Below are 19,860 nucleotides of genomic sequence, written 5' to 3' on the forward strand. Positions count from 1 at the left end.
GCTCCTTCACTCCCCATATGAAGAGGGGGAGGTTCATCACCCACATCAGGATTCCCACCGACACCTTTCCTCCGAAAAGGTAATGCACGGTCATGGAGAGTCCAGTCACTCCACCGGGAACTACTTTGGCATCTATGAGAAAGACGGCAACACCCAGAGACATTATCGCCGCCCCCAGAGTTATGAAGAGATATTCGGTGAATGTCCGGGAATTGAATTTCTTCAATGCGTTTCCTCCAGCTTGTTCATTCATTCCTTTTGATCCTGATGCGGCCCGTCCCCTTCTCTGTGAACGAACCTATGATCGCGGAATCCACTCCGCGGCTGAGGAGCATATCGTGAAGCCTGACGGCCTCACCCCGTGGCAGGGATATCAGAAGCCCTCCAGACGTCTGTGCATCGCAGATCACCAGACGGTCTGTCTCGGAGATCGTTTCATCCCAGTCTGTCATATCTGCCGTGAATAGATGATTGTTCACGGTTCCTCCCGGAATATTTCCCTCCACAGCCAGTTCTCTGGCCCCATCGATAAGCGGAATACTTTCCATCCACAACTCAGCATCGATTCCGCTTCCTTTCGTCATCTCTCTCAGATGTCCTACAAGCCCGAATCCGGTCACATCAGTACAGGCGTTCACCGGAAAATCGACCATCGTCTCGGCAGCCGTGCGGTTAAGACAACTCATCACAGATATCGCCTTTTCCTCAGTCTCTCTATTCGCGCTCCCATTTTTCATTGCTGTGGCAATTATTCCCGTTCCAAGAGGCTTGGTAAGGATGATGCTGTCACCAGGTCTGGCTCCTGAATTCCGTAGTATGGAATCCGGATGGATTGTGCCGGTGACAGCCAGCCCATACTTGGGCTCGGAATCTTCAATAGTATGTCCCCCGATGATCGATATTCCGGCCTCATCTGCCTTCGCGAGGCCCCCTTCCATAATCTTACGCAGAATATCGAGAGACAACCTCTTGTCTGGAAATCCGACGATGTTCAGGCCGAACAACGGTTTTGCACCCATCGCGTAGAGATCGCTCAGCGAATTTGCAGCGGCGATGACTCCAAATGTAAAAGGATCGTCGACGATCGGCGTAAAGAAATCGACAGTCTGTACAATCGCGATATCGTCACTGACCCTGTATACTGCGGCGTCGTCGGACGTGTCCTTTCCGACCAGGACATCGGCATCGTCAGGAGCGGGCAGGCCTTCCAGCACTTTCTCAAGGTCCTGGGGTCTCAACTTACAGGCACATCCGAGGCCATGAGTGTACCTGGTCAACCTGATCACATCTTCATCCTCTGCCGTGTCTACCACTATATCCGCGCCGGGAGCGAGTCTGCTGGCCGCTTTGAGGATGATCTTCGCTGCTCTGTCCACCTCGTCCAAAGTGGTCGTACGCCCCGTCGAAAGCCTGATGGTCCCCATTGCTATATCTACCGGTATCTTCATGGCCTCAAGGACAAGGGAGACATCGATCGAATCTGTATGGCAGGCCGCGCCCGCGGAGGCAGCTACATCTTCAGTGATCTCATCGAGCAGTGTATTCGCTTCCACGAGAGGGAAACTCACACTGAGAGTATTGGTAAGCCTGTGATCGACGCTCCCGTTCACCCTGATTCCGGGTGAGCCGGCGATCAGAAGGTCCTGGAGCCTGTCTCTCATCTTTCCCATATGAACCATGTTTTTTTCCAGGTCTCTTTCAGCTACTTCAGCGGCCTTGCCCAGACCGGCGATCTCGAGAATATTCTCTGTTCCCGCCCTTATGTTCCTCTCATGATCTGCTCCGTGAATCAGCTTGGTCAGTTTGACGCCGGGCCTTATATACAGCGCGCCGATCCCTTTTGGCGCATAGAACTTGTGCCCCGCCACAGAGAGGAGATCCACTCCAAGCTCGTCGACTTTTACAGGCACCTTTCCAACTGACTGAGCTGCGTCGGAATGAAAGATAATTCCCTTTTCCCTGGCGGCGGCTGCGAGTCCGCTAACAGGCTGGATAGTGCCGACTTCATTATTTGCATGCATGACCGTGGCAAAGATAGTACCGGGAGATATGGCGTCCCGGAAATCATCGATGGAGACAAGCCCCCCATAGTCAACTGGCAGGTATGTGACCCTGAATCCCTCGCCCTCCAGAAACCGGCATACTTCCATGACAGCTGGATGCTCTATCGATGAAGTTATAATGTGGTCGCCCTTTTCCCTGAGGGCAAAAGCTGCCCCTTTGATTGCCAGATTATTCGATTCACTTCCGCCGCTGGTGAAAATCACCTCATCAGGATTGCACCCGAGCAGCCTGGCCAGCGATCTTCGGGCGTCACTTACCGTTTTTCTTGCCTGCAGGCCGTACCAGTGGGAACTCGAAGGATTGCCAAAATATTCGTCGAGAAACGGTCTCATGGCCTCCGCAACCTCAGGAGAGATCGGCGTAGTAGCATTATAATCGAGATAGACAGGAAGCATGGGGCCTTTCTCCTTATCGTTCCAGCGTCTCGGTCGTTATCAGTAGAAACTGCCCGGAACACTATTGTAAACACATAGCGTCATTTCAATAAACATTTTTCTCTATGGAAATCAATTTGCAGCGGGTTACAGGCACGACATTGACAAGTCTTCATGTTTTGTTTATCGTTGGTCATTCGACCGGGCAAACTGGATACAGGCCCTGTACCCCGAAATCCGATCCAGGAGGAAACAGGCGATGGCAAAAAATATTATCTTCTTATTAACTGTGACTCTTTTGATATCTTGCGGCGATGGAAAAGATAAGAGTCGCAGCGAACCGATAGATACTCCTCCCATGTCCTCACGATCTCACGACATACACATCTTCTATCATACTGGATTCGGGACTCCGGAGATCGACGGCGAATACCGGGGATGGAACGGCTCAAGCGAAAACAACCTGGGCGAACCGCGCTCCTACCCCGGAGGCAATGATATCGCTTCCAGTTTCTTTCCCGCTTTCGGATGTTACAGCTCAAATAATCCACGGGTGATTGAAAGCCAGATGAGTCAACTCGCCGGTGCCCAGATCGGAGTCGTATGTGTATTATGGTTCGGTAAAGACTCATACGAAAGCCAGCCTGTTCAAATGATCCTGGACAGAGCGTTACGATACAGCATAAGGGTAGACTTCATGATCGCCGCGTATGAAGGCCGGACGATCGAATCCGTCGCCGGAGATATCCGCCACATAATCGATACATGGGGGAAACACAAAGCATTTTACATCACCGACAGATTCGGGATGCGACCGATGTTCTTTATCGAGCAGACCTGGTCGTTTGACGAAGAAACCTGGGCTTCTATTCTGAGTGAAACAGGAACCATCACGATCAGAGACACTATGTTTGACGCCATAATTGTGGGTGGTTGGGAAGACGTCGAGGACGGCAACAAATTACTCGGCGCGGGATTCGACGGATTCTACACACCATACTCAAGCGCGGGGACATGGGGAGCCGACATAGCCAACTGGGAAGATATGAATCTATTCGCTATGGAAAACAATCTTATCTTCATCCCCACTCTACGCCCCGGATACGACGATACAAAGATCCATTCCTGGAACGGCGGGGCTGTTATAGAAAGGGACCGTGGAGAATTCTACATGACGATGGTAAAAGCTGTCATGAAGATCAAACCACCCTTTATTTCCGTCGATTCTTTCAATGACTGGCAGGCGGGGACCCAGATCGAACCGGCAATGCCAGTGAGGGTTCAGGGATTCGAATATAAAAATTACAGAGACAAGAATGGATCCAGATATTTACAGGCAACTCAGGAATGGGTGAAAGGATTCTCCAGATAAGGCTGGGAGCACCTGCGCCCGGACGCTCTGTCAGAATACTGTACCGCCTCCGGAGACTATGATTTGCAATCAAAAAGATTAAAATCAGAGATCCTGCTTCTCACCGCATCAGCGATCTGGGGATTCGCTTTTGTCGCACAGAGAGCAGGGATGGAGCATGTCGGCCCGTTCATATTCAACGGGATCCGATTCGCTCTGGGAACTATTGTCCTGGCTCCCATCGCGATCCGTTCAGTCAGACAGGACGGCAGGCCCGTGGGTCGTTTCGTAATACTTATCGGGGGGATTGCGGGCCTTATCCTTTTCTTCGGCGCTTCACTACAGCAGATGGGGCTGGTCTACACGACCGCAGGCAAGGCGGGGTTCATCACCGGCCTGTATGTCGTTCTGGTCCCGATCCTTGGTATTGCATTCAGGCAAAAGACCAGCGCCGGTACGTGGGCTGGAGTGTTTCTGGCTGGCATTGGACTGTATTTTCTCAGCTTTACAGGCCGGTTCACGATCGGAAGAGGAGATCTTCTTGTTCTGGCAGGAACATTTTTCTGGGCATCGCATGTAATCCTGATAGGAGCGGTCATAGGAAGAGTAAACGCGCTTGTCCTTGCCGTCACACAGTTTTCTGTCTGCTCGATCCTCAGTATCGCTGCTTCCCTGTTCACGGAATCTACTTCGATCCAGGGATTACAGGACGCGGCCATCCCTATCCTGTATGGTGGACTGTTCTCGGTAGCAATAGCATATACACTTCAACTGTTGGCCCAGAAGCATACACCACCTTCCCACGCTGCGATCCTCCTCAGCCTTGAGACTGTCTTTGCCGCCATCGGGGGCTGGATGGTCCTGAACGAGATCATCCCGCCAAGAGGACTTATAGGATGTGCTTTCATGCTTGTCGGTATCCTCGTATCCCAACTGGGTGTCAGAAGAGGCAAGAGAAGATAAAAAACGGCATGCCCCGGAGGAGCATGCCGCAACCGATTACCTTTTATTCGTATTGTCTGGATTACTTTTTAAGTGTCACCGTCCCTGAAGCCGTGCTCAGGATAACGGAAGGATCATCCCCCTTCTTCGAAAACCACTTGCGGACCCAGTCATCTCCGTGTCTGCGATATTCTTCCTCATCGTCGAAGTCGAACGGGCTTACTATACGTCCCCTTCGCTTCCTCGCTTTGAATTCGAAATACCCGATCACTTCATTACCGTTGTAATCAAGCGATACGTTACCCGAAGCAGTCGAAAGATCCATATCATACTCGCTGGTCTCAGACAGTCTTACCTTCACGCTACCCGAGGCAGTAGAGAATCTGCTGTTACCGTCGATGATAATATCATAGGCCTTTACAGTCCCGCTGGCAGTCGAAAGGCTGAATATACCCTTTGAATCTGAGACCTCGATATCACCGGAAGCAGTACTCAACTCGATATCGCCCTCAACGTTGACAGCTTCGATATCGCCACTGGCCGTCGAAAGTTCGACCTCCTCGGTGACATTCTCGATATAGATGTCCCCACTCGCAGTCGAGACTTCCTTCTCGCCCCTGACGTCTATCAGTCTGACCTCACCGCTCGCAGTCGAGACATCGAGTTCACCGTCCATGTCTTCTGCTGAAATATCTCCCGATGCGGTGCTGACTTCTACGTCTCCACTGACACCCGAGATCTCAAAATCCCCCGAAGCAGTTGAGAATTCGATGTCGATATCCGCAGGTACGGTCAAAGTCCATTTGACCTCTCCACTACTGCTTCTACCGTGCCATTCCTCTTTAATGATCAGCTTGCCGCCTGACTCTTTGATCCTGTAATCCATCGCGTCTTCAGGATATACGTCCCGGTAGAGTTCAACTATCACCTCATTCGACTTGTGTGTCTTTACGAGGCAGTCTCCACTGACCGTGCTGATCCTGATGCGCTTGACATCATCGAATCGCTTGATGACTTCATCATCTCCGCGCGTGAATCCGGCACTGGCACACAGTGCTACGATCAACATGGCTATGATCATTGTCGAAGTCTTCTTCATCCCGTTCCTCCTTTCAATGTGATAATCCTTCCGTTTCATGATTCGCGTTCAATTCTGTATCCGCCGCGATCAAGTTATGTGAATTATACGTATGAAGGGTATGGAAAGTCGTCCCGTATTGAAATCCAGAACGAAAAATCGGTCCCGGATTGCAATTCGATACAGAAATCACCACAAACAGTTCAGCACAACCACGATTCAAACCGTGCTAACTCGTTCTCTTTCTGTATTTTGATGGAGTAGTCCCTGTAAATTTCCTGAAAGCGGTATTGAATGTGGACTTCGAATAAAAGCCGGCATCATATGCTATTTCCAGAATATTCCGGTTGTCGTTCGCCGGATCGGAGAACATTTCCTTGACCGCTTTCACCCTGTGACCGTTCACAAAATCGTTAAAACTGACATCGAACTTCCCATTTATTATCATGGAAAGCTGATTGTAATGTATCCTCAGCATCCCGGCAAGTTTCTTGAGAGTCAGATCGGGATCGAGAAATATCTTATCCTCTTCCATGAGCTTGACCAGCCCGTCCAGAGCCTTCTCCATCTGGTCGTCGCCGATTGTGACAGTCCTGTACTTCGATCTCTGTTTCCGTTTCCTCGAATATCTCACACCGGCAAACCACACAAAACTCGCCAGGATGACCGATGATGTCGACAGGAAACCGAATCTGGCCGTTCTGTAGAACGGAAGGCCTATCGAAAAGATCGCCGTAGCGGTGTTTCTGCTCCATCTTCCACCATTACCTGCTGCCCTGACAGTCATCCTGTAATCACCCGCGGGAAGATCTCTGTACGATACCACCCTCTCCTTTCCCATCATCACGGTCGAAAGGGATGAGACTGGCCCGACGAGTCTGCATAGAAATCGACATTTCTCTGGTGACCGACACACCAGCGCAGTAAAGCGGAATTCCACCTTGCCGGCAGAATTCGAGAGTTTCACTATCTGGTGGATATCTACCGGATCATCGTCCACTGTCATCGATTCTATAATGACGACCGGCACCGTTTCTATTCTGGCTTCACCCGGCCCGTCGAAGACTGCGATTCCTCCTGTAGTAGGATAGAGCCTCCCTCCGTCCCCGGACACCCAGTATGATGGTGAACAATAGCCACTGCATGCGGACGCCGGCATACCTTCAGCCTCGTCGAACAACTCGGGTACGAGCATGACTGCCGCGCCGTCGAAAAATGACCCGACCGAATCGATATCGATCCGAAAGACCCCTTTTTCGCAGCTCATCCAGAGCACTCCCAGTTCGTCGCCGGTTATACTGTATATGTAATCTCCTGGTAATCCGTCACTGGAATCACAGGTCCTGACACTGTCAGGACCGATTCTCATCAGGCCGTTTCCTGCTGTCCCGGCCCAGAGCCGGCCGTCGATTCCACGGTGAAGCGAAAGGATATCCGAGCCCCTTTCCGACCCACCGTATTCCAACCGTTCCTGCACATCCCCACCCAGCTTCCAGATGCCGTTTCTAGTTGCGGCAAGGACCGATCCATCGATATCTTTATAGAAGGTCCGTACCGTCTCTCCTGCCAGTACGAGTTCCTCTACATTTGCCCCCTTTTCGCTGAAAGAGACCCTTGCGACTCCGTTATCCGTCCCGACCAGTACGCAGCCATCTCCGCCTTCAATAAAGGCAGTGATATTGTTCGAGGGAAGTCCTCTGCCCGCATCCAGATTTGTTATCCTGTCTCCGGATAGAATACTGATCCCGCCCGCCATAGTCCCTACCCACACCTCATCCATACCGTGGAGCAGGAGGGCTCTTACCATATCTCCGGCCAGTCCGGTATCAACCGAATACTTTTCGGTCACCGATCCATTTCTGGAGACGAACAATCCATTGTTTCCGCTCCCGATCCACAAGGTGCCATTATCATCCCCAATTATTGGATATACAGAGCCTGTCGGCAGTCCCTGCGCTTCTGATATTCTTCCTACCCTGGCATTCCTGACCTGGATGAGGCCCCTGTTCCTGGTTCCTGCCCATATCGATCCGTCTGTACAGGTGAATATCGATTGGATATGACTGTATCTCAGGTCCTCCTCCATCAGAAGATCTGACACTTCGTCCCCGTTCATCATTTTGAGTCCGGCAGTCATAGTACCTGCCAGATGAGTTCCATCCATTCTTGAGGAAAGTGCTGTGACTGGTTGGGTCCCCATCTGCTCGAGCCATTCGAATATCCCGGTATGGGGCCAGATCGAGTACAGGCCGGTCATCGTACCCACAAAGACTCTTCCATCCGGAACCGACTCAAGGGAAAGGACAGACAGGCTGGCCAGGTCTGGATCGTAATCGATCAACTGAACTGTATTCTCGTAGAGAGCTCCGATCCCTCCCCTCAGTGTTCCCATCCATGCGTGTCCCCATCCATCGATGGTGACAGAGGTGAACAGATCGTCCGCGAACCCATCCTCCAAGCCGAAAGAAAAGATCGATTCCCCATCGAAGCGATGGATCCCCAGTTCAGTCGCGATCCAGATATTTCCGAACGGATCACCATGGATCGCCCTGATGTGGCCGTCGGCAAGTTTGTTCTCGTCATCGAATCTCTCGAAAAAACCATTTCTGAGAAGGGTCATGCCTTCGCCATCGGTTCCTATCCAGAGTATGTTTCCCTCCCCCACAAAGAGAGATAGAATGCCGTTTGTTCCCAGCTCCGGAGTGTTGTACTGATCGAAGACGACAAATCTGAACCCGTCAAAACGAACGAGACCATTTCCCGTCCCTATCCACAGGTACCCCTCGTCAGACCTCGCCAGGGCCCTGACATCTTCTCCGGGAAGCCCCGAAACAGTGTTCCATCTCAGCGTGACAGTCTCTTCTCCGGAATATCCCGTTCCACTTGTAATCACCGGGATCAATAGTATAAGCACAGCGAAGAGACACTGGCAGACTATCGGCCGAAAAACCACCGGATATTTCCTGAATGTGTGTTTTCGATAATTATTGATCATCTATCTACTTACTCAGTTTTTTCGTTCCGCTTCAAGACAATAATCATAGAGAAAGAGGAGCGACCAGCGCTCCTCTTATATACGACTTGATTTTATGATTGGTTTCGTTTTCAGCGGTCCGGACCAGGTCAGTGCTATCCATGTCCGAAACCGCATCTGCCACGACAGGCTTGAATCGGGCCGGGAATCACCGTCCGGACAGATATTCGTTGATCGACCAGGCGGCCTTTTTGCCGGTGCCTATCGCGCCTACCGCGTCGTTAGGGCCCGTCTCGCAGTCGCCGCCGGCGAAAACGCCATCGATATTCGTCGTCATTCTTTCCGGATCGGCATCGAAATTGCCCCATTTATTAAGCTTGATGCCGGCTTCACGAGCGATCTCATCTTCGACCTTCTGCCCTATCGCCATTACACAGGTATCAGCCTCAATAGTAAATCCGGACCCTTCGATCGCCTCGGGTCTCCGCCTGCCGCTCGAATCGGGCTCGCCCAGACGCATCCTTCTGCAGGTGATTTGAAGCCTGCCACCACTCTCCGTTATCTTTTCCGGTGTGGTCAGGAAGTTGAACACGACACCCTCTTCCCTTGCCTCTTCCACTTCCTCCACATTAGCGGGCATCTCCTTCTCACTCCGTCGGTAGACGACCTCTACTTCAGAATCCAGCCTGACAGCCGACCTTGCAACGTCCATGGCTGTATTCCCGCCGCCGACTACGATCGTCTTCTTTCCAATATCGGGCCTTTCACCCTTGGAAATACGATCCAGGAAATCCAGTCCGATATGGACAGCCGGGAGATCATTGCCCTCTACGGGCATATCTGTTCCCACCTGCGCTCCGACCGAGATAAAAACAGCATCGTAATCATCCAGTATACGGCGCGCCGAAATATCTTTCCCGATCCTGACACCGGTCTTGATTTCGACACCGGCATCTTCTATCACTTTGATCTCCCTTGCGATCACCTCGTCAGGAAGCCTGTACTCAGGTATACCGCTAAGTAACATACCACCGGGCTTGTCTTCCTGCTCGAAGACTCTCACCTCGTGTCCGTAGTGAGAGAGATAGAACCCGGCCGTAAGTCCGGCGGGGCCTGCGCCTAAGATCGCCACCTTTTTCCCCGTTGCGGGAATATCTTCTGTCTCGAGTATAGAATCCCGGATATCGAGAGTATTATCCGTTATGTATCTTTTCAGCCATCTGATGGCCAGCGGCCTTCCCTGCGCTCCGACGGGACAGGCGGTCTCGCAATGTGCCGTGCATACACGCCCGCACGATTCAGAGAAAGGGTTCGTATCGTATAGTATCCTGAGACCTTCTTCGAGGTCCTGGTCCCTGATTGCCCTTATGTATTGTGGAACATCCATATGGGTAGGACAGGCCTCGATACACAGGCCGCATTCGACGCACCTGGCCGCTTCCTCAAGCGCTGTCTCAGTCGTATATCCGAGCATCATCTCATCGAAGTTCTTCCTGCGAATATCAGGTTTGACGAATCGCATCGAAGCACGGGCCGGTTCTATCAGCCAGGACTCGTCTGTACTTCTGTACCCCTTCTCCGACATGTCCCAGGGCTTCTGATCTCCTCCAGGGATGAAAACCCAGTCCTCGCCATCATCCGAGATCCAGTTATACTCGTTCGACATCCCGAGGCTGGTTGTCGGACATACATCGACGCACAGAGCACACCAGCAGCATCTGCCATAATCAATCGAAGGCCTGAGGCCACTGTCACCCCGCTTCGTCTCCTGCCCGGGTATCTCGACCATATCGATAGCGGCGTTTTGACAGATCGCCTCGCAGGTGCCGCACCCGACACACTTACCAAGATCATTTATATGAAAACCCCTGTACGCGGGAGCTCCTTCCCTGTCTTTCCGCGGACGCATGATCGTAAACGGTTTTTCGAACGCCCTTTTCCAGGCGTAGAAGGGAGATATGATGTCTCTCAGTTTCATGTTACCTCTCTATCTCCGGTGGACAGGTCTGAAGCGATACAGCCAATCCGCCCACATCCGACATGCTGATCCCGATTGCGAGTTGTTCGAGCAGCGACATCGCGTGTGTATAGCTTGCGCCGCGTACATGCACTCTCCTCGGATACCCCGAACCGTCGCTGACCATGTAATATCCCATCTCGCCACGGCCCGTTTCGGCCCGTACATAAGTCTCGCCGGAAGGGATCCTCCAGTGAAGTACATTGGGCAGCTTGATCCTGAAAGGTCCATCCTTCGGCATCCTTTTGAATATTTGCCTGATCAGGTCGATCGACATCAGGATCTCTTCCTTCCTCAGAAGTGATCGGTCGAAAGCGTCGGAACGGCTTCCGGTGATGACATCGAAATCGAGCTGGTCATATATAAGATAAGGGTTGTCTTTTCTGACGTCGTTGGCGATCCCGGCACCCCTTGCATTCGTACCAGTAATCCCAAAAGGCTCTACCCATGATGCCGGGATCACACCCAACCCCTGCGATCGGCTTTTTATTACGGCATTGTCGAAGAGGACCTTTTCCATATCGTATATCAGTTTCTCTATTTTTTTCAGGACAGCCTCGGTCCTCTCTTCAAATCCGTCAGGAAGTTCGTTACGCACCCCACCGGGGATTATGTACATATGGTATATTCTGTGGCCGCTCAACTCTTCGAACAGATCGAGGATATAGTCGCGATGCGCGACCGCCCACTGACCGACCGTACCGAGTCCAAACGATCCACCCTGTCCGCCGAGGCCCATTACAAGCGACGCGATCCTGATCATCTCCAGAGTCAATGCCCTGAGCCACCTGGCCTTTTCCGGTATCTCTATACCGGCAAGTTCCTCGGCAGCCGCGGCGAAGAGGTATTCGTTATAATCAGGCTCGGGAACACAGATCCTGCATACGATAGGAAAACATTGAATATATCTTCTTCTCTCCATCAACTTCTCGAATCCCCGGTGCAGATACCCCACATGGGTCTTCGCTTCGACTACGATATCGCCTTCCAGTGTAAGTTCGAGGGCCATGTTACCTGTGATACCGGGATGCTGTGGCCCCTGCCAGACTTTCAGGTACTTGCCTGAAGAGAGGTCGAACGAGGGCCTTTCAGTCCAGACCGGATACCACGGATCCCTTGTATCCCTATCCGGCATCAGGTCGGGTTGTTTTCTCATCTTATCTGCCCGCTGCCTATCCATCGTTACCCTTCCTTTTCCTCCGCCCCCGCACCATTTCTTTAACCGAACGCTTCACCAGTTCCTCGCCGGCATAATTCTTTCCGGCCATATGAGTGGCAGGGTCGACCGTCACCCTTCCTTCACGTGGAAAGAAGGTCTCCTCGGAATATTTTTTAGTATCGAAATCTCTTCTCATCGGGGGGATTCCTTCCCACCCCTCCAGCAACATAGGTTCGTCGACGCGTGGGCTGCCGGGAAAATCGATCCCGAACATCTCCCTGAGTTCCCGCTGGTATACCTGCGCACCGGCCCATAGATGATGGATGCTGTCCATTGACGCGTTGTCACGGCCGATCTCCGCCCTGACACCGATATCGTGGTGTTTTTCGTAACTGTGGAGAAGATAAGTCAGCTGGAAGACTCCCCTCTCGATGTGGTCGACGGTCGAGATCATCACGAGGTGGCGATATCCGGCACGGTCCCTCAGATATCCCAGGCAGTCCACGACCTGCGTGGCAGGCACTGTGACGAAAACGAGGTCCTCCCGTTTCTCGTCGGTGTCTCCTCCATCGAACATCGATCTTATTTTCTCTATAGTATCCTTCATTTTCCTTTTCAATGCCCCTTTCTCCGGGGCCGTCATACCACCGCCTGGTCCGTTTGAACGGCAGGCAGCCGCAGCGCCTCACTACCAGTTGTACTCCGGCATGTTCCAGTTCTTGATGATCTTCTTCTGGTTACTCTTGTACCAGTCGAAATTCTCCGCGTATGTGTTCGCCCCTTCCGCCTTTCCGCCCATGATCAGTTCCTTCAACCTGTCGAACCCGGCAATCAGCGATTCGGGCCGCGGCATACAGCCAGCCACATAGACGTCGACGGGGATATAGTGGTCGAGGCGATTGATCGTGTTGTAGCTGTCCCAGTACATCCCCCCATTCACAGTACAGCTTCCAAGGCCCATGACGAATTTCGGGTTCTGTATCTGTTCGTAACTTCTTATTATCCTCTTCATCGTCTTAATGGACGCGTAACCTCCGATGATGAAGAGACTGGACTGCCTGGGAGTCGGCCTCGGGAAGAGGCCATACCTGGAGATATCGTACCTTGCCGTAAAAAGAGGCCTCAGCTCGATGGCTCCGCATCCCGTTCCGAAACCCAGGATGAATATCGAATTCGCCTGTGCCCAGTTCTGGAAGTTTCTAACTATCCTGTTCGCGGAGGGCGAGACGGGCGATGGCCTGGCATCACAGAAATACTCGTTGATCTCGTCGAAGCCCTCGTCCATTCCGTTCGAATTTTTTGTTTCGTCACTCATCGTCTATCCTCTATTTCCATGCGCTTATTATTACCGCGAGTATCCCTACAGCCAACGGGACCTTCAGGAACCACCTTATCGACTGCTCCACCCTGTACCGTGGAAATACGACGCCCGCAAAGACCACGATCATAAAGAGAGCGAACGTCTTTACAACCATGACAAATATAGATGTCGCTCCACCGAAGAAAAGATTCATGAATAGTATCAGCTTGGCAGCGTGAAAAATCGACCTGTTCGTCTGCATCAGGGCCAGGTAACTGCTATGGTATTCTGTCGGCGGCCCTATCGCTATCTCCTGCGGCGCGATGTGGACGTCGAATGGAGAGTGCATCATCATACCGAAGAAAGCGAGCATCCCCGCCAGGGTGGCCACAGGGTTTGTGACCATGTTCCAGTGGGCTATCCCACCCTGCTGAGCCGCGACAATATCTGTGATCGACAGAGTTTGGTGCTGGGCCACCAGAGCCATCAACGCCAGCGCGAATGGAAGCTCCGCTCCCGTGTTCTGCGCCAGGCCCCTCATGATCCCTATAGCCGAGTAGGGGTGTCCGCTTTCCGCAGCTCCGAGTGCCATTCCAAGCATCCCGAAGAAAACGAAATAGACCACGAGTATCACGTCTCCGGCAAAACTGAAATTCTGCATCCAGGAGGACCCATAGACGACGGGCATAAAGAAAAGGAGCCCGACACCTCCGGCTATCCTGAAAACAGGGCCAAGATAAAACATGATCCCGTGCGACAACGCCGTACGCATCGACAGTGTCTTCAATATGTTTATGTAGGGCTGCCAGATCGGTGGACCGATCCTGCCATGTACACGAGCCACGATAATTGTCACGAAACCGACCAGGATCAGCCCGTAGTTCATCACGACCAGGAGAGTCGCCAGAGAGAAGCCCGCCTGCTTCAGTATCTCCATCATGACAGACCTCCCCGCGACAGGATGAACAGCAGTATCCCGAATATGAATATCTGAACGACATAGGCACCGGTATTACCCGAATAGACATGTCTCGACATGGCGGCAACAGCTTCGGTCCACTCACCGACGGCGTTCCAGAACCTTGTTGCCGCTGGCTTCAAAAGGCCACTGAACGCTCTCTCGTAAGGCGTGAAAAACTTCCATGCGTAATGCGTCGTCTCCGGAGTCTCCGGACGTTCAGCGGCGAATACGATATTGAACTGTTTTACCTTCTGCGGCTTCGGACTTATCACCAGCAGGATAACGAGAATGATCGCGAACAGGGCGCCGACGACCATCATAACGGCCGTACCGTTCCAGTATCCAAACGGGCTGTGCAGGGTACTGGCCTGCCATGTGAGGAGAGTATCGAATCTCTCTCCCACGATACCCATGATCGGCTTGATCAGTATCGACGGCTTGGTCGAGACAAGCATTATCGCCATTATCAGGATATACTGCGCGACGATCAGAGATCTGGGAGCCTCTTTGATCTTCCTGAAGGCTGGTTTCGCCTGCCCCAGGAATATCGCGTGTACCAGCCTGAAGCAATAGAGGAAAGCGACTGTGCTGGAGAAGAAGGTGAATGCTGCCTGCAGATACCAGCCCCGTTCGATCATGGCGTTGTAAAGCAGCCATTTCCCACCAAAACCTGTCAGTGGTGGTACGCTTGAAAGTGCGATTATTCCTATCATCACCGAGATGAACGACATGGGCATCCTCTTGATCAGCCCTCCCATCTCGTACATATTCCTCGTCCCGGTCCTGTACACGACCCCCGCTACAGCAAGGAAAAGAAGACCCTTGAACATGAAATGGCTCACGGAGTGATATAGAGCAGCCACCCATCCTATCTGGTTCATCGCGGCGAGGCCGACTATGATGTATCCCACCTGGCCTACACTCGACCAGGCGAGTAGTTTCTTCGCGTCTTCCTGCATAGCCGCGTAGAGAGCTCCGAAGAAAGCTGTTATCGTACCGATCCAGCCGATCGTCGAATATAGATAGTCGGAACCGGTGAACGTCGTTCCGGCCTTGATGAACAGAAATACAAATCCCAGCACTCCCGCTTTAGACAGGATACCGGAGATGATCGCCGATGAATCGTCCTCAGCCTCCGCATAGGCTCCCGGAGCCCAGACATGCAGTCCCATGCCAGCTACCTTCACGAGGAACCCAGCGGCAAGAAGGATGAACGGAAGCATCTGTAACGATCCGGACATGCCGACTATACTGTCTCCTGCTCCGCCGAATATCGTTTCACCCTCGGAAGCGAACCCCGCCATAACGAGATAGGCGCCCGCCGCTGAAAAGACCATGTAGAGAAGGGCGGGCTTTATCGCTTTTTTCCCGCGCAATACAAGTATGTAGGATGAGAATGTCATCAGTTCCCAGGCATAGAAAAACTGCAGGGAAGTCGATGAAAGGGCCAACACCGAAAGTGAACCTATCATGAGAAGCAGCATCGGGTAGAATCCACGCGATGACGTTCTCCTGTGAAGAGTGGCGATGAGCATGATCGCGCCGCCACCGAGGAAAAACGAATTGAAAAAGAGGGGCATTCCCGACAGTCCCGGGATGGTCATATAGCCATAGTAAAGTACAGCGCCCAGAGAAACGACACCCCGGACTCTCGGATCGAATCGCTCGAAGAGCAGCAACCCCGCAGCCCCGACAAGAGGCAGCAGCATAAGGGTCGAGTTGTCGATCATCTTTCCTGTCATATAGTAAGCGGCTGCAGTCAGCATAGCGGCACCGAGAAAAATCACTGCTGTCTTCTCGGGTTTGACTTCGACAACATCTCCGGATTCCTCATTCTCCCGCATGCCACGCACCGCGTATCCGAACCATCGGAAGAGATAGGTAACTTCGAAAAGAGAACCGAGAAGTATGAATACTACCCAAACCTTCATGCCGCCTGAGAACATCGACATCACGAGGGTCCATTTCGACCAGAATGCGGGGAATGGTGGGAAGCCTGAAAGAGCCGCCATGAACAACCCCATCATCAATAGAAGGAAAGGCCTCCGCGCGATCATACCCCACTCCCGTATCCTGTCCTGCCCTGTTATTCCGCTCAGCCAAAACAGTCCGGCTTTTGCAAGAAGGTGATTGACGAACAATCCGACCGCTATCAGCTGCCATGAAGGAAGTGAACCTTTCAGCCCGAGGCTTACTACGGTCAACAGGAGTCCCATCTGACCGATCGACGAATAGCCGAGCAGCCTTCCCGCGCGTTCCTGTTTGAGCCCGATGAGATTTGCGGCAACGAAGGTGGCCGAGCCGGACACTGCGGCGGCAATGTACCAGCCTTCCCCGGCTATCGGCAGTATCTTGTATATGGCGAAAAGAGCCGCTCCGGCACTGCCAGCCGATAGCATGGCCGATATCCCCGGCGCCGCCGAGTCATAAACATCCAGCGCCCATCCATTCGCAGGGAATTGTTTCATCTCGATCATAAAAGCGAAGACAAGCATGAATACGGCCGGCGCCACGAAGCCTGCGGCTGCAGTACCGGATAACGAAGCCATACGCCCGGCTATGCTGTCTATATTCAAGGTGCCTGTCATCATGTAGATGACTATTATCCCGAGTAGCATGAATATCGATGCCAGGCTGCCTGCGATCGCGTACTTAAAACCAGCCGTCAGCCCCTTCGTATCAAGGCGCAATGCCACAAGCGCGTAACTGGCTATTCCCGTGATCTCCATAAAAACGAAAAGGTTGAATATGTCGCGTGTGAGGACCATTCCATTCATCCCCATCACGAAGAGCAGGTAGAGCATCATCGATCTTGTTCCCCGGCTGGAAAGTTCCCTTATGAGATAAACAGATCCTGCCAGAGTAGCGAGATTGATGGCCGATGTGAATACAGCTTCCTCCATCCCGATCCTGAGATTTATCGAGAATGGCGGGCTGAACCCTGCTGTGAATATCTCACCGGCCTCACATCGTCCGGTAAGAAGCGAAAAGAGCCAGTGCCAGCTGATCAGGGCTATGCCGGAGAGCGCCGCGAGGAATACAGTCTCAGCAGCACCTTTCTTTGCCCGCTCAAGAAGCGGCAGAAGAAAGGCAATGCCCAGGGCAATGATGAATATGTATATCGGTGTTACCATTTCGAATCCGTATAATCCCTCACGTCAAGAGAACCTTTTTTTCCATACATCCTTATTATAAATACGAGCATCAGCGCGTTTACCGCCACACCGATCACAATGGCAGTCAGTACAAGAGCCTGAGGCACAGGATCCACGAAACTCGCCATTTCCGTGATGTCTTTTGTCAGGATCGGAGCTGTCCCGCCCCTGATAAACCCGGCCGTGATCATTACCATCTGGAGTCCGACTTCCGCGATCGCCACACTCAGCACCATCTTGATCATGTTCCGCCTGGTCATAAGACCGTAGAACCCTGTCAGCATCAAGAGAAGTCCGATTATCAGCACAGCTTTCAAGATGGCCTCCTCATCTGTTCGAGGATTCCAACCAGTTCTGCTCCAACCTTCAGACCGATCAACGAATATATCACAGGGATCGCCCCGGCACTCAATATCCTGCCAAACTCTCCTGCGGGAAGGAATCTTGCGTCGAGAAAACCGCTGGCAAGGACAAGGCCCAATAGCCCCAGCCCGACATAGGCTGTGCCTGAAAGCGATTCTGTCACCTTCAGTACTCCATGGTTGAGTGAGTAGGAAGGGTGTGTCAGGAAAAGAAGAAGTATAGCCGAGGCGATAACGGCTCCTCCCTGAAATCCCCCACCGGGAGAAAGATGCCCGTTTACAAAGATGTAAACGCCGAAGACTGCTATCGCCGGAACTATGATATCGGAACCGGTCTCGAGGATCTCGCTGGCCTTCCTGCGGGCCTTTCCATTATCCAGATCCCGGGCACTATCGCCTTCCGATTTTCCTGAAAGTTTTCCAGCTCCGAGCAGAAAACCTATCCCCGCAGCCGCGAGGAAAAGCACGCTGACCTCACCGAGCGTATCGAGTCCCCTGTAAGTCACGACTATCGCCGTGACAATATTTGCGACGCCAAGTTCCTCTCTGCCCTTTTCCAGGTAGTGGCGTGCGATCTCGCCGGGGGCGGACAGTCCTTCCCAACCTGTTACCATAAGCAGGAACTGCCATGCAAAAAACGCGAGGACCAGAAATATGAGTGCTCTTTTAATCATCATCCACATCCCTGTCAGTCGTCCTTCTCAGTGCGTATAGAAAGATCACCGTCGAAAGACCCGCCCCGATCGCCGCTTCTGTCATTGCCACATCAGGCGCCTGCATTATCAGATAGATAATGCTCGAGAAAAGACTGAGTATTCCGACCGCTATGACGGCCATGAGCAGATTCTTCGTATGCAGGGCGAATACAGCCGAGACGACCATAGTCACACCCATAAGGATAATAAAAGCCGTGATGATCATCCGGCACCACCCCCTGAGTCACCATGCGGGCGGTCATCATTTATTGTGTCATTTCCAAATGTATCCGGACCACCGGATTCCGCGTCCTCAGCCTCTTCCACTTCGAGTCTGTCACAGACAGAATCTTTGACCAGCTTGACACCGGCAAAGTGTGCGGCCCTTGCGAGGGCATGCGAGGATATGGGATTTGTGATCACGATGAAGGCCAGAAGGACGAGCATTCGCGACATCAGGGCGGGATGATAGATACCGAGCCCGATAAACACGCACATGCTTCCCAACGTCGTTGCCTTGGTCCCGGCCTGGATCCTGTTATACACATCGGGCATACGCAGGAGCCCCAATCCTCCGAGAAAAAGAAAGACCGAACCGATGAAAACGATTATCGCGCCTGCCAGCCTGAGGATCTCCATCAGAGGCCCCCTTCCAGGTAACGCGCGACCGCGATAACACCGATAAAACTGAGTATCCCGTATATCATCGCCACATCGATAAATACGATCCTTCCAAAATACTGGGCCAGCATCGCTATGATGGAGATCGATATTATCGTCAGGGTGTCGAAGGCGGCAGTCCGGTCCGCCGCGGTCGGTCCCAAAAGGAACCTTAACGCCGCAAACACTATCGCTGCCATCGTCAACACAGCCGATGCAAAAAGAATGATCTCGATCAGATCAGCCAAAGATGACCTCCAGGTATTTCTCGAAACCTGCCACGATGATTTTCGCCTCTTCCTCTCCACCACGACCCTGCACGTCGATCCAGTGTATATACAATCTGTTGCCCTTGATCTCTACAGAGAGTGTCCCGGGCGTGAGCGTTATGGAATTTGCCAGGACGGTCCGTCCTATCGGAGTAGAAAGCTTTGTATCGACAGCCACTATACCGGGATTGAGCGGTATCGTCGGCTTGATGACCCTGCTGGCGACATCCAGATTAGCCTTTACTATCTCTACCACCATGTATGGTATGTAGGCGGCAGCGTAGGCGATCCTTTTCAGACCTGGACGAGGAAAGATCCCACCCCTGACAAAGATGGCGCATGTCCCGAGAGCCAGGATCGCGAAGATCGATATATCATACAGATCCGTCGCCCCTGTCCAGAACACATAGATCAGGGTAAACATCAGCCCGCTCACAATCGCGGCTCCAGCCCTTCCTGATCCTTTCCCATTTCCACTCATCCCTGTTCCAGAAACTTT

18 protein-coding genes are annotated in these 19,860 nt (G+C 52.4%); 2 read left to right on the top strand and 16 right to left on the bottom strand.

Annotated features, from left to right (window positions below; all coding sequences use genetic code 11):
* Positions 1-253: YitT family protein (locus KOO63_01420; GenBank protein MBU8920494.1), on the bottom strand; the 253-nt coding region annotated here is incomplete at its 3' end.
* Entirely contained in the window at positions 246-2,459 is a 2,214-nt protein-coding gene (gene selD, locus KOO63_01425) for a selenide, water dikinase SelD (GenBank protein MBU8920495.1), read from the bottom strand. The genes KOO63_01420 and selD, both read right to left, overlap by 8 nt.
* A 238-nt stretch (positions 2,460-2,697) precedes the next feature.
* Between selD and KOO63_01430 the strand changes: the two genes are divergently transcribed.
* Both KOO63_01430 and KOO63_01435 read left to right on the top strand, forming a co-directional pair.
* Positions 2,698-3,810 carry a hypothetical protein gene (locus tag KOO63_01430; protein ID MBU8920496.1) on the top strand — a complete coding sequence of 371 codons (1,113 nt, stop codon included), beginning with the start codon at positions 2,698-2,700 and terminating at the stop codon, positions 3,808-3,810.
* Positions 3,811-3,873: 63 nt separating this feature from the next.
* The gene (locus KOO63_01435) at positions 3,874-4,752 is read left to right on the top strand and encodes a DMT family transporter (GenBank protein ID MBU8920497.1); all 879 of its coding nucleotides are present in this window, start codon (positions 3,874-3,876) and stop codon (positions 4,750-4,752) included.
* Between the two features lie 61 nt (positions 4,753-4,813).
* On the opposite strand, the gene KOO63_01440 is transcribed toward KOO63_01435, so the two are convergent.
* The 14 genes from KOO63_01440 to KOO63_01505 form a co-directional block, all read right to left on the bottom strand.
* On the bottom strand, positions 4,814-5,830 hold the full coding sequence (locus KOO63_01440) for a DUF4097 domain-containing protein (protein MBU8920498.1): 1,017 nt from the start codon (positions 5,828-5,830) through the stop codon (positions 4,814-4,816).
* 208 nt (positions 5,831-6,038) lie between these two features.
* Positions 6,039-8,804 (bottom strand): helix-turn-helix domain-containing protein, encoded by a 2,766-nt coding sequence (locus tag KOO63_01445; GenBank protein ID MBU8920499.1) that lies wholly within the window; start codon positions 8,802-8,804, stop codon positions 6,039-6,041.
* Between the two features lie 187 nt (positions 8,805-8,991).
* On the bottom strand, positions 8,992-10,761 hold the full coding sequence (locus tag KOO63_01450; protein MBU8920500.1) for an FAD-dependent oxidoreductase: 1,770 nt from the start codon (positions 10,759-10,761) through the stop codon (positions 8,992-8,994).
* A gap of 1 nt (position 10,762) precedes the next feature.
* Entirely contained in the window at positions 10,763-11,980 is a 1,218-nt protein-coding gene (locus KOO63_01455; GenBank protein MBU8920501.1) for a hypothetical protein, read from the bottom strand.
* A complete protein-coding gene (locus KOO63_01460) occupies positions 11,973-12,578 on the bottom strand; it encodes an NADH-quinone oxidoreductase subunit C (GenBank protein ID MBU8920502.1) in 606 nt (201 codons plus the stop codon). The genes KOO63_01455 and KOO63_01460 overlap by 8 nt, the downstream gene beginning before the upstream one ends.
* 69 nt (positions 12,579-12,647) lie before the next feature.
* Positions 12,648-13,274 carry an NADH-quinone oxidoreductase subunit NuoB gene (nuoB, locus tag KOO63_01465; protein ID MBU8920503.1) on the bottom strand — a complete coding sequence of 209 codons (627 nt, stop codon included), beginning with the start codon at positions 13,272-13,274 and terminating at the stop codon, positions 12,648-12,650.
* Between the two features lie 10 nt (positions 13,275-13,284).
* Positions 13,285-14,199: an NADH-quinone oxidoreductase subunit H gene (locus tag KOO63_01470; protein ID MBU8920504.1), complete on the bottom strand. Its 915-nt coding sequence runs from the start codon at positions 14,197-14,199 to the stop codon at positions 13,285-13,287.
* Positions 14,196-17,354: a hypothetical protein gene (locus tag KOO63_01475; GenBank protein MBU8920505.1), complete on the bottom strand. Its 3,159-nt coding sequence runs from the start codon at positions 17,352-17,354 to the stop codon at positions 14,196-14,198. The genes KOO63_01470 and KOO63_01475 overlap by 4 nt, the downstream gene beginning before the upstream one ends.
* Positions 17,348-17,692, bottom strand: a complete 345-nt coding sequence (locus KOO63_01480; GenBank protein ID MBU8920506.1) for a sodium:proton antiporter — start codon at positions 17,690-17,692, stop codon at positions 17,348-17,350. Before KOO63_01480 ends, KOO63_01475 begins: the two co-directional genes overlap by 7 nt.
* Positions 17,689-18,414: a hypothetical protein gene (locus KOO63_01485; GenBank protein ID MBU8920507.1), complete on the bottom strand. Its 726-nt coding sequence runs from the start codon at positions 18,412-18,414 to the stop codon at positions 17,689-17,691. Before KOO63_01485 ends, KOO63_01480 begins: the two co-directional genes overlap by 4 nt.
* Entirely contained in the window at positions 18,404-18,658 is a 255-nt protein-coding gene (locus tag KOO63_01490) for a DUF4040 domain-containing protein (protein MBU8920508.1), read from the bottom strand. Before KOO63_01490 ends, KOO63_01485 begins: the two co-directional genes overlap by 11 nt.
* Positions 18,655-19,071, bottom strand: coding sequence for a monovalent cation/H(+) antiporter subunit G (gene mnhG / locus KOO63_01495; protein ID MBU8920509.1), 417 nt, complete (start codon positions 19,069-19,071; stop codon positions 18,655-18,657). The genes KOO63_01490 and mnhG overlap by 4 nt, the downstream gene beginning before the upstream one ends.
* Positions 19,071-19,340 (bottom strand): hypothetical protein, encoded by a 270-nt coding sequence (locus KOO63_01500; protein MBU8920510.1) that lies wholly within the window; start codon positions 19,338-19,340, stop codon positions 19,071-19,073. Before KOO63_01500 ends, mnhG begins: the two co-directional genes overlap by 1 nt.
* Positions 19,333-19,842 (bottom strand): Na+/H+ antiporter subunit E, encoded by a 510-nt coding sequence (locus KOO63_01505; protein MBU8920511.1) that lies wholly within the window; start codon positions 19,840-19,842, stop codon positions 19,333-19,335. Before KOO63_01505 ends, KOO63_01500 begins: the two co-directional genes overlap by 8 nt.
* Between the last annotated feature and the right edge of the window lie 18 nt (positions 19,843-19,860).

It is taken from the genome of Candidatus Latescibacterota bacterium (assembly GCA_019038625.1).
In the GTDB taxonomy this organism is placed as follows: Bacteria; Krumholzibacteriota; Krumholzibacteriia; order Krumholzibacteriales; family Krumholzibacteriaceae; genus JAGLYV01.

Excerpts from the sequence above, each read along its gene's own strand:
- selD (MBU8920495.1), bottom strand. The coding sequence starts at position 2,459 with ATGCTTCCTGTCTATCTCGATTATAATGCTACTACGCCGATCTCTCCT.
- KOO63_01430 (MBU8920496.1), top strand. The coding sequence starts at position 2,698 with ATGGCAAAAAATATTATCTTCTTATTAACTGTGACTCTTTTGATATCT.
- KOO63_01440 (MBU8920498.1), bottom strand. The coding sequence starts at position 5,830 with ATGAAGAAGACTTCGACAATGATCATAGCCATGTTGATCGTAGCACTG.
- KOO63_01445 (MBU8920499.1), bottom strand. The coding sequence starts at position 8,804 with ATGATCAATAATTATCGAAAACACACATTCAGGAAATATCCGGTGGTT.
- KOO63_01450 (MBU8920500.1), bottom strand. The coding sequence starts at position 10,761 with ATGAAACTGAGAGACATCATATCTCCCTTCTACGCCTGGAAAAGGGCG.
- KOO63_01455 (MBU8920501.1), bottom strand. The coding sequence starts at position 11,980 with ATGGATAGGCAGCGGGCAGATAAGATGAGAAAACAACCCGACCTGATG.
- nuoB (MBU8920503.1), bottom strand. The coding sequence starts at position 13,274 with ATGAGTGACGAAACAAAAAATTCGAACGGAATGGACGAGGGCTTCGAC.
- KOO63_01470 (MBU8920504.1), bottom strand. The coding sequence starts at position 14,199 with ATGATGGAGATACTGAAGCAGGCGGGCTTCTCTCTGGCGACTCTCCTG.
- KOO63_01475 (MBU8920505.1), bottom strand. The coding sequence starts at position 17,354 with ATGGTAACACCGATATACATATTCATCATTGCCCTGGGCATTGCCTTT.
- KOO63_01485 (MBU8920507.1), bottom strand. The coding sequence starts at position 18,414 with ATGATGATTAAAAGAGCACTCATATTTCTGGTCCTCGCGTTTTTTGCA.
- KOO63_01490 (MBU8920508.1), bottom strand. The coding sequence starts at position 18,658 with ATGATCATCACGGCTTTTATTATCCTTATGGGTGTGACTATGGTCGTC.
- mnhG (MBU8920509.1), bottom strand. The coding sequence starts at position 19,071 with ATGGAGATCCTCAGGCTGGCAGGCGCGATAATCGTTTTCATCGGTTCG.
- KOO63_01505 (MBU8920511.1), bottom strand. The coding sequence starts at position 19,842 with ATGAGTGGAAATGGGAAAGGATCAGGAAGGGCTGGAGCCGCGATTGTG.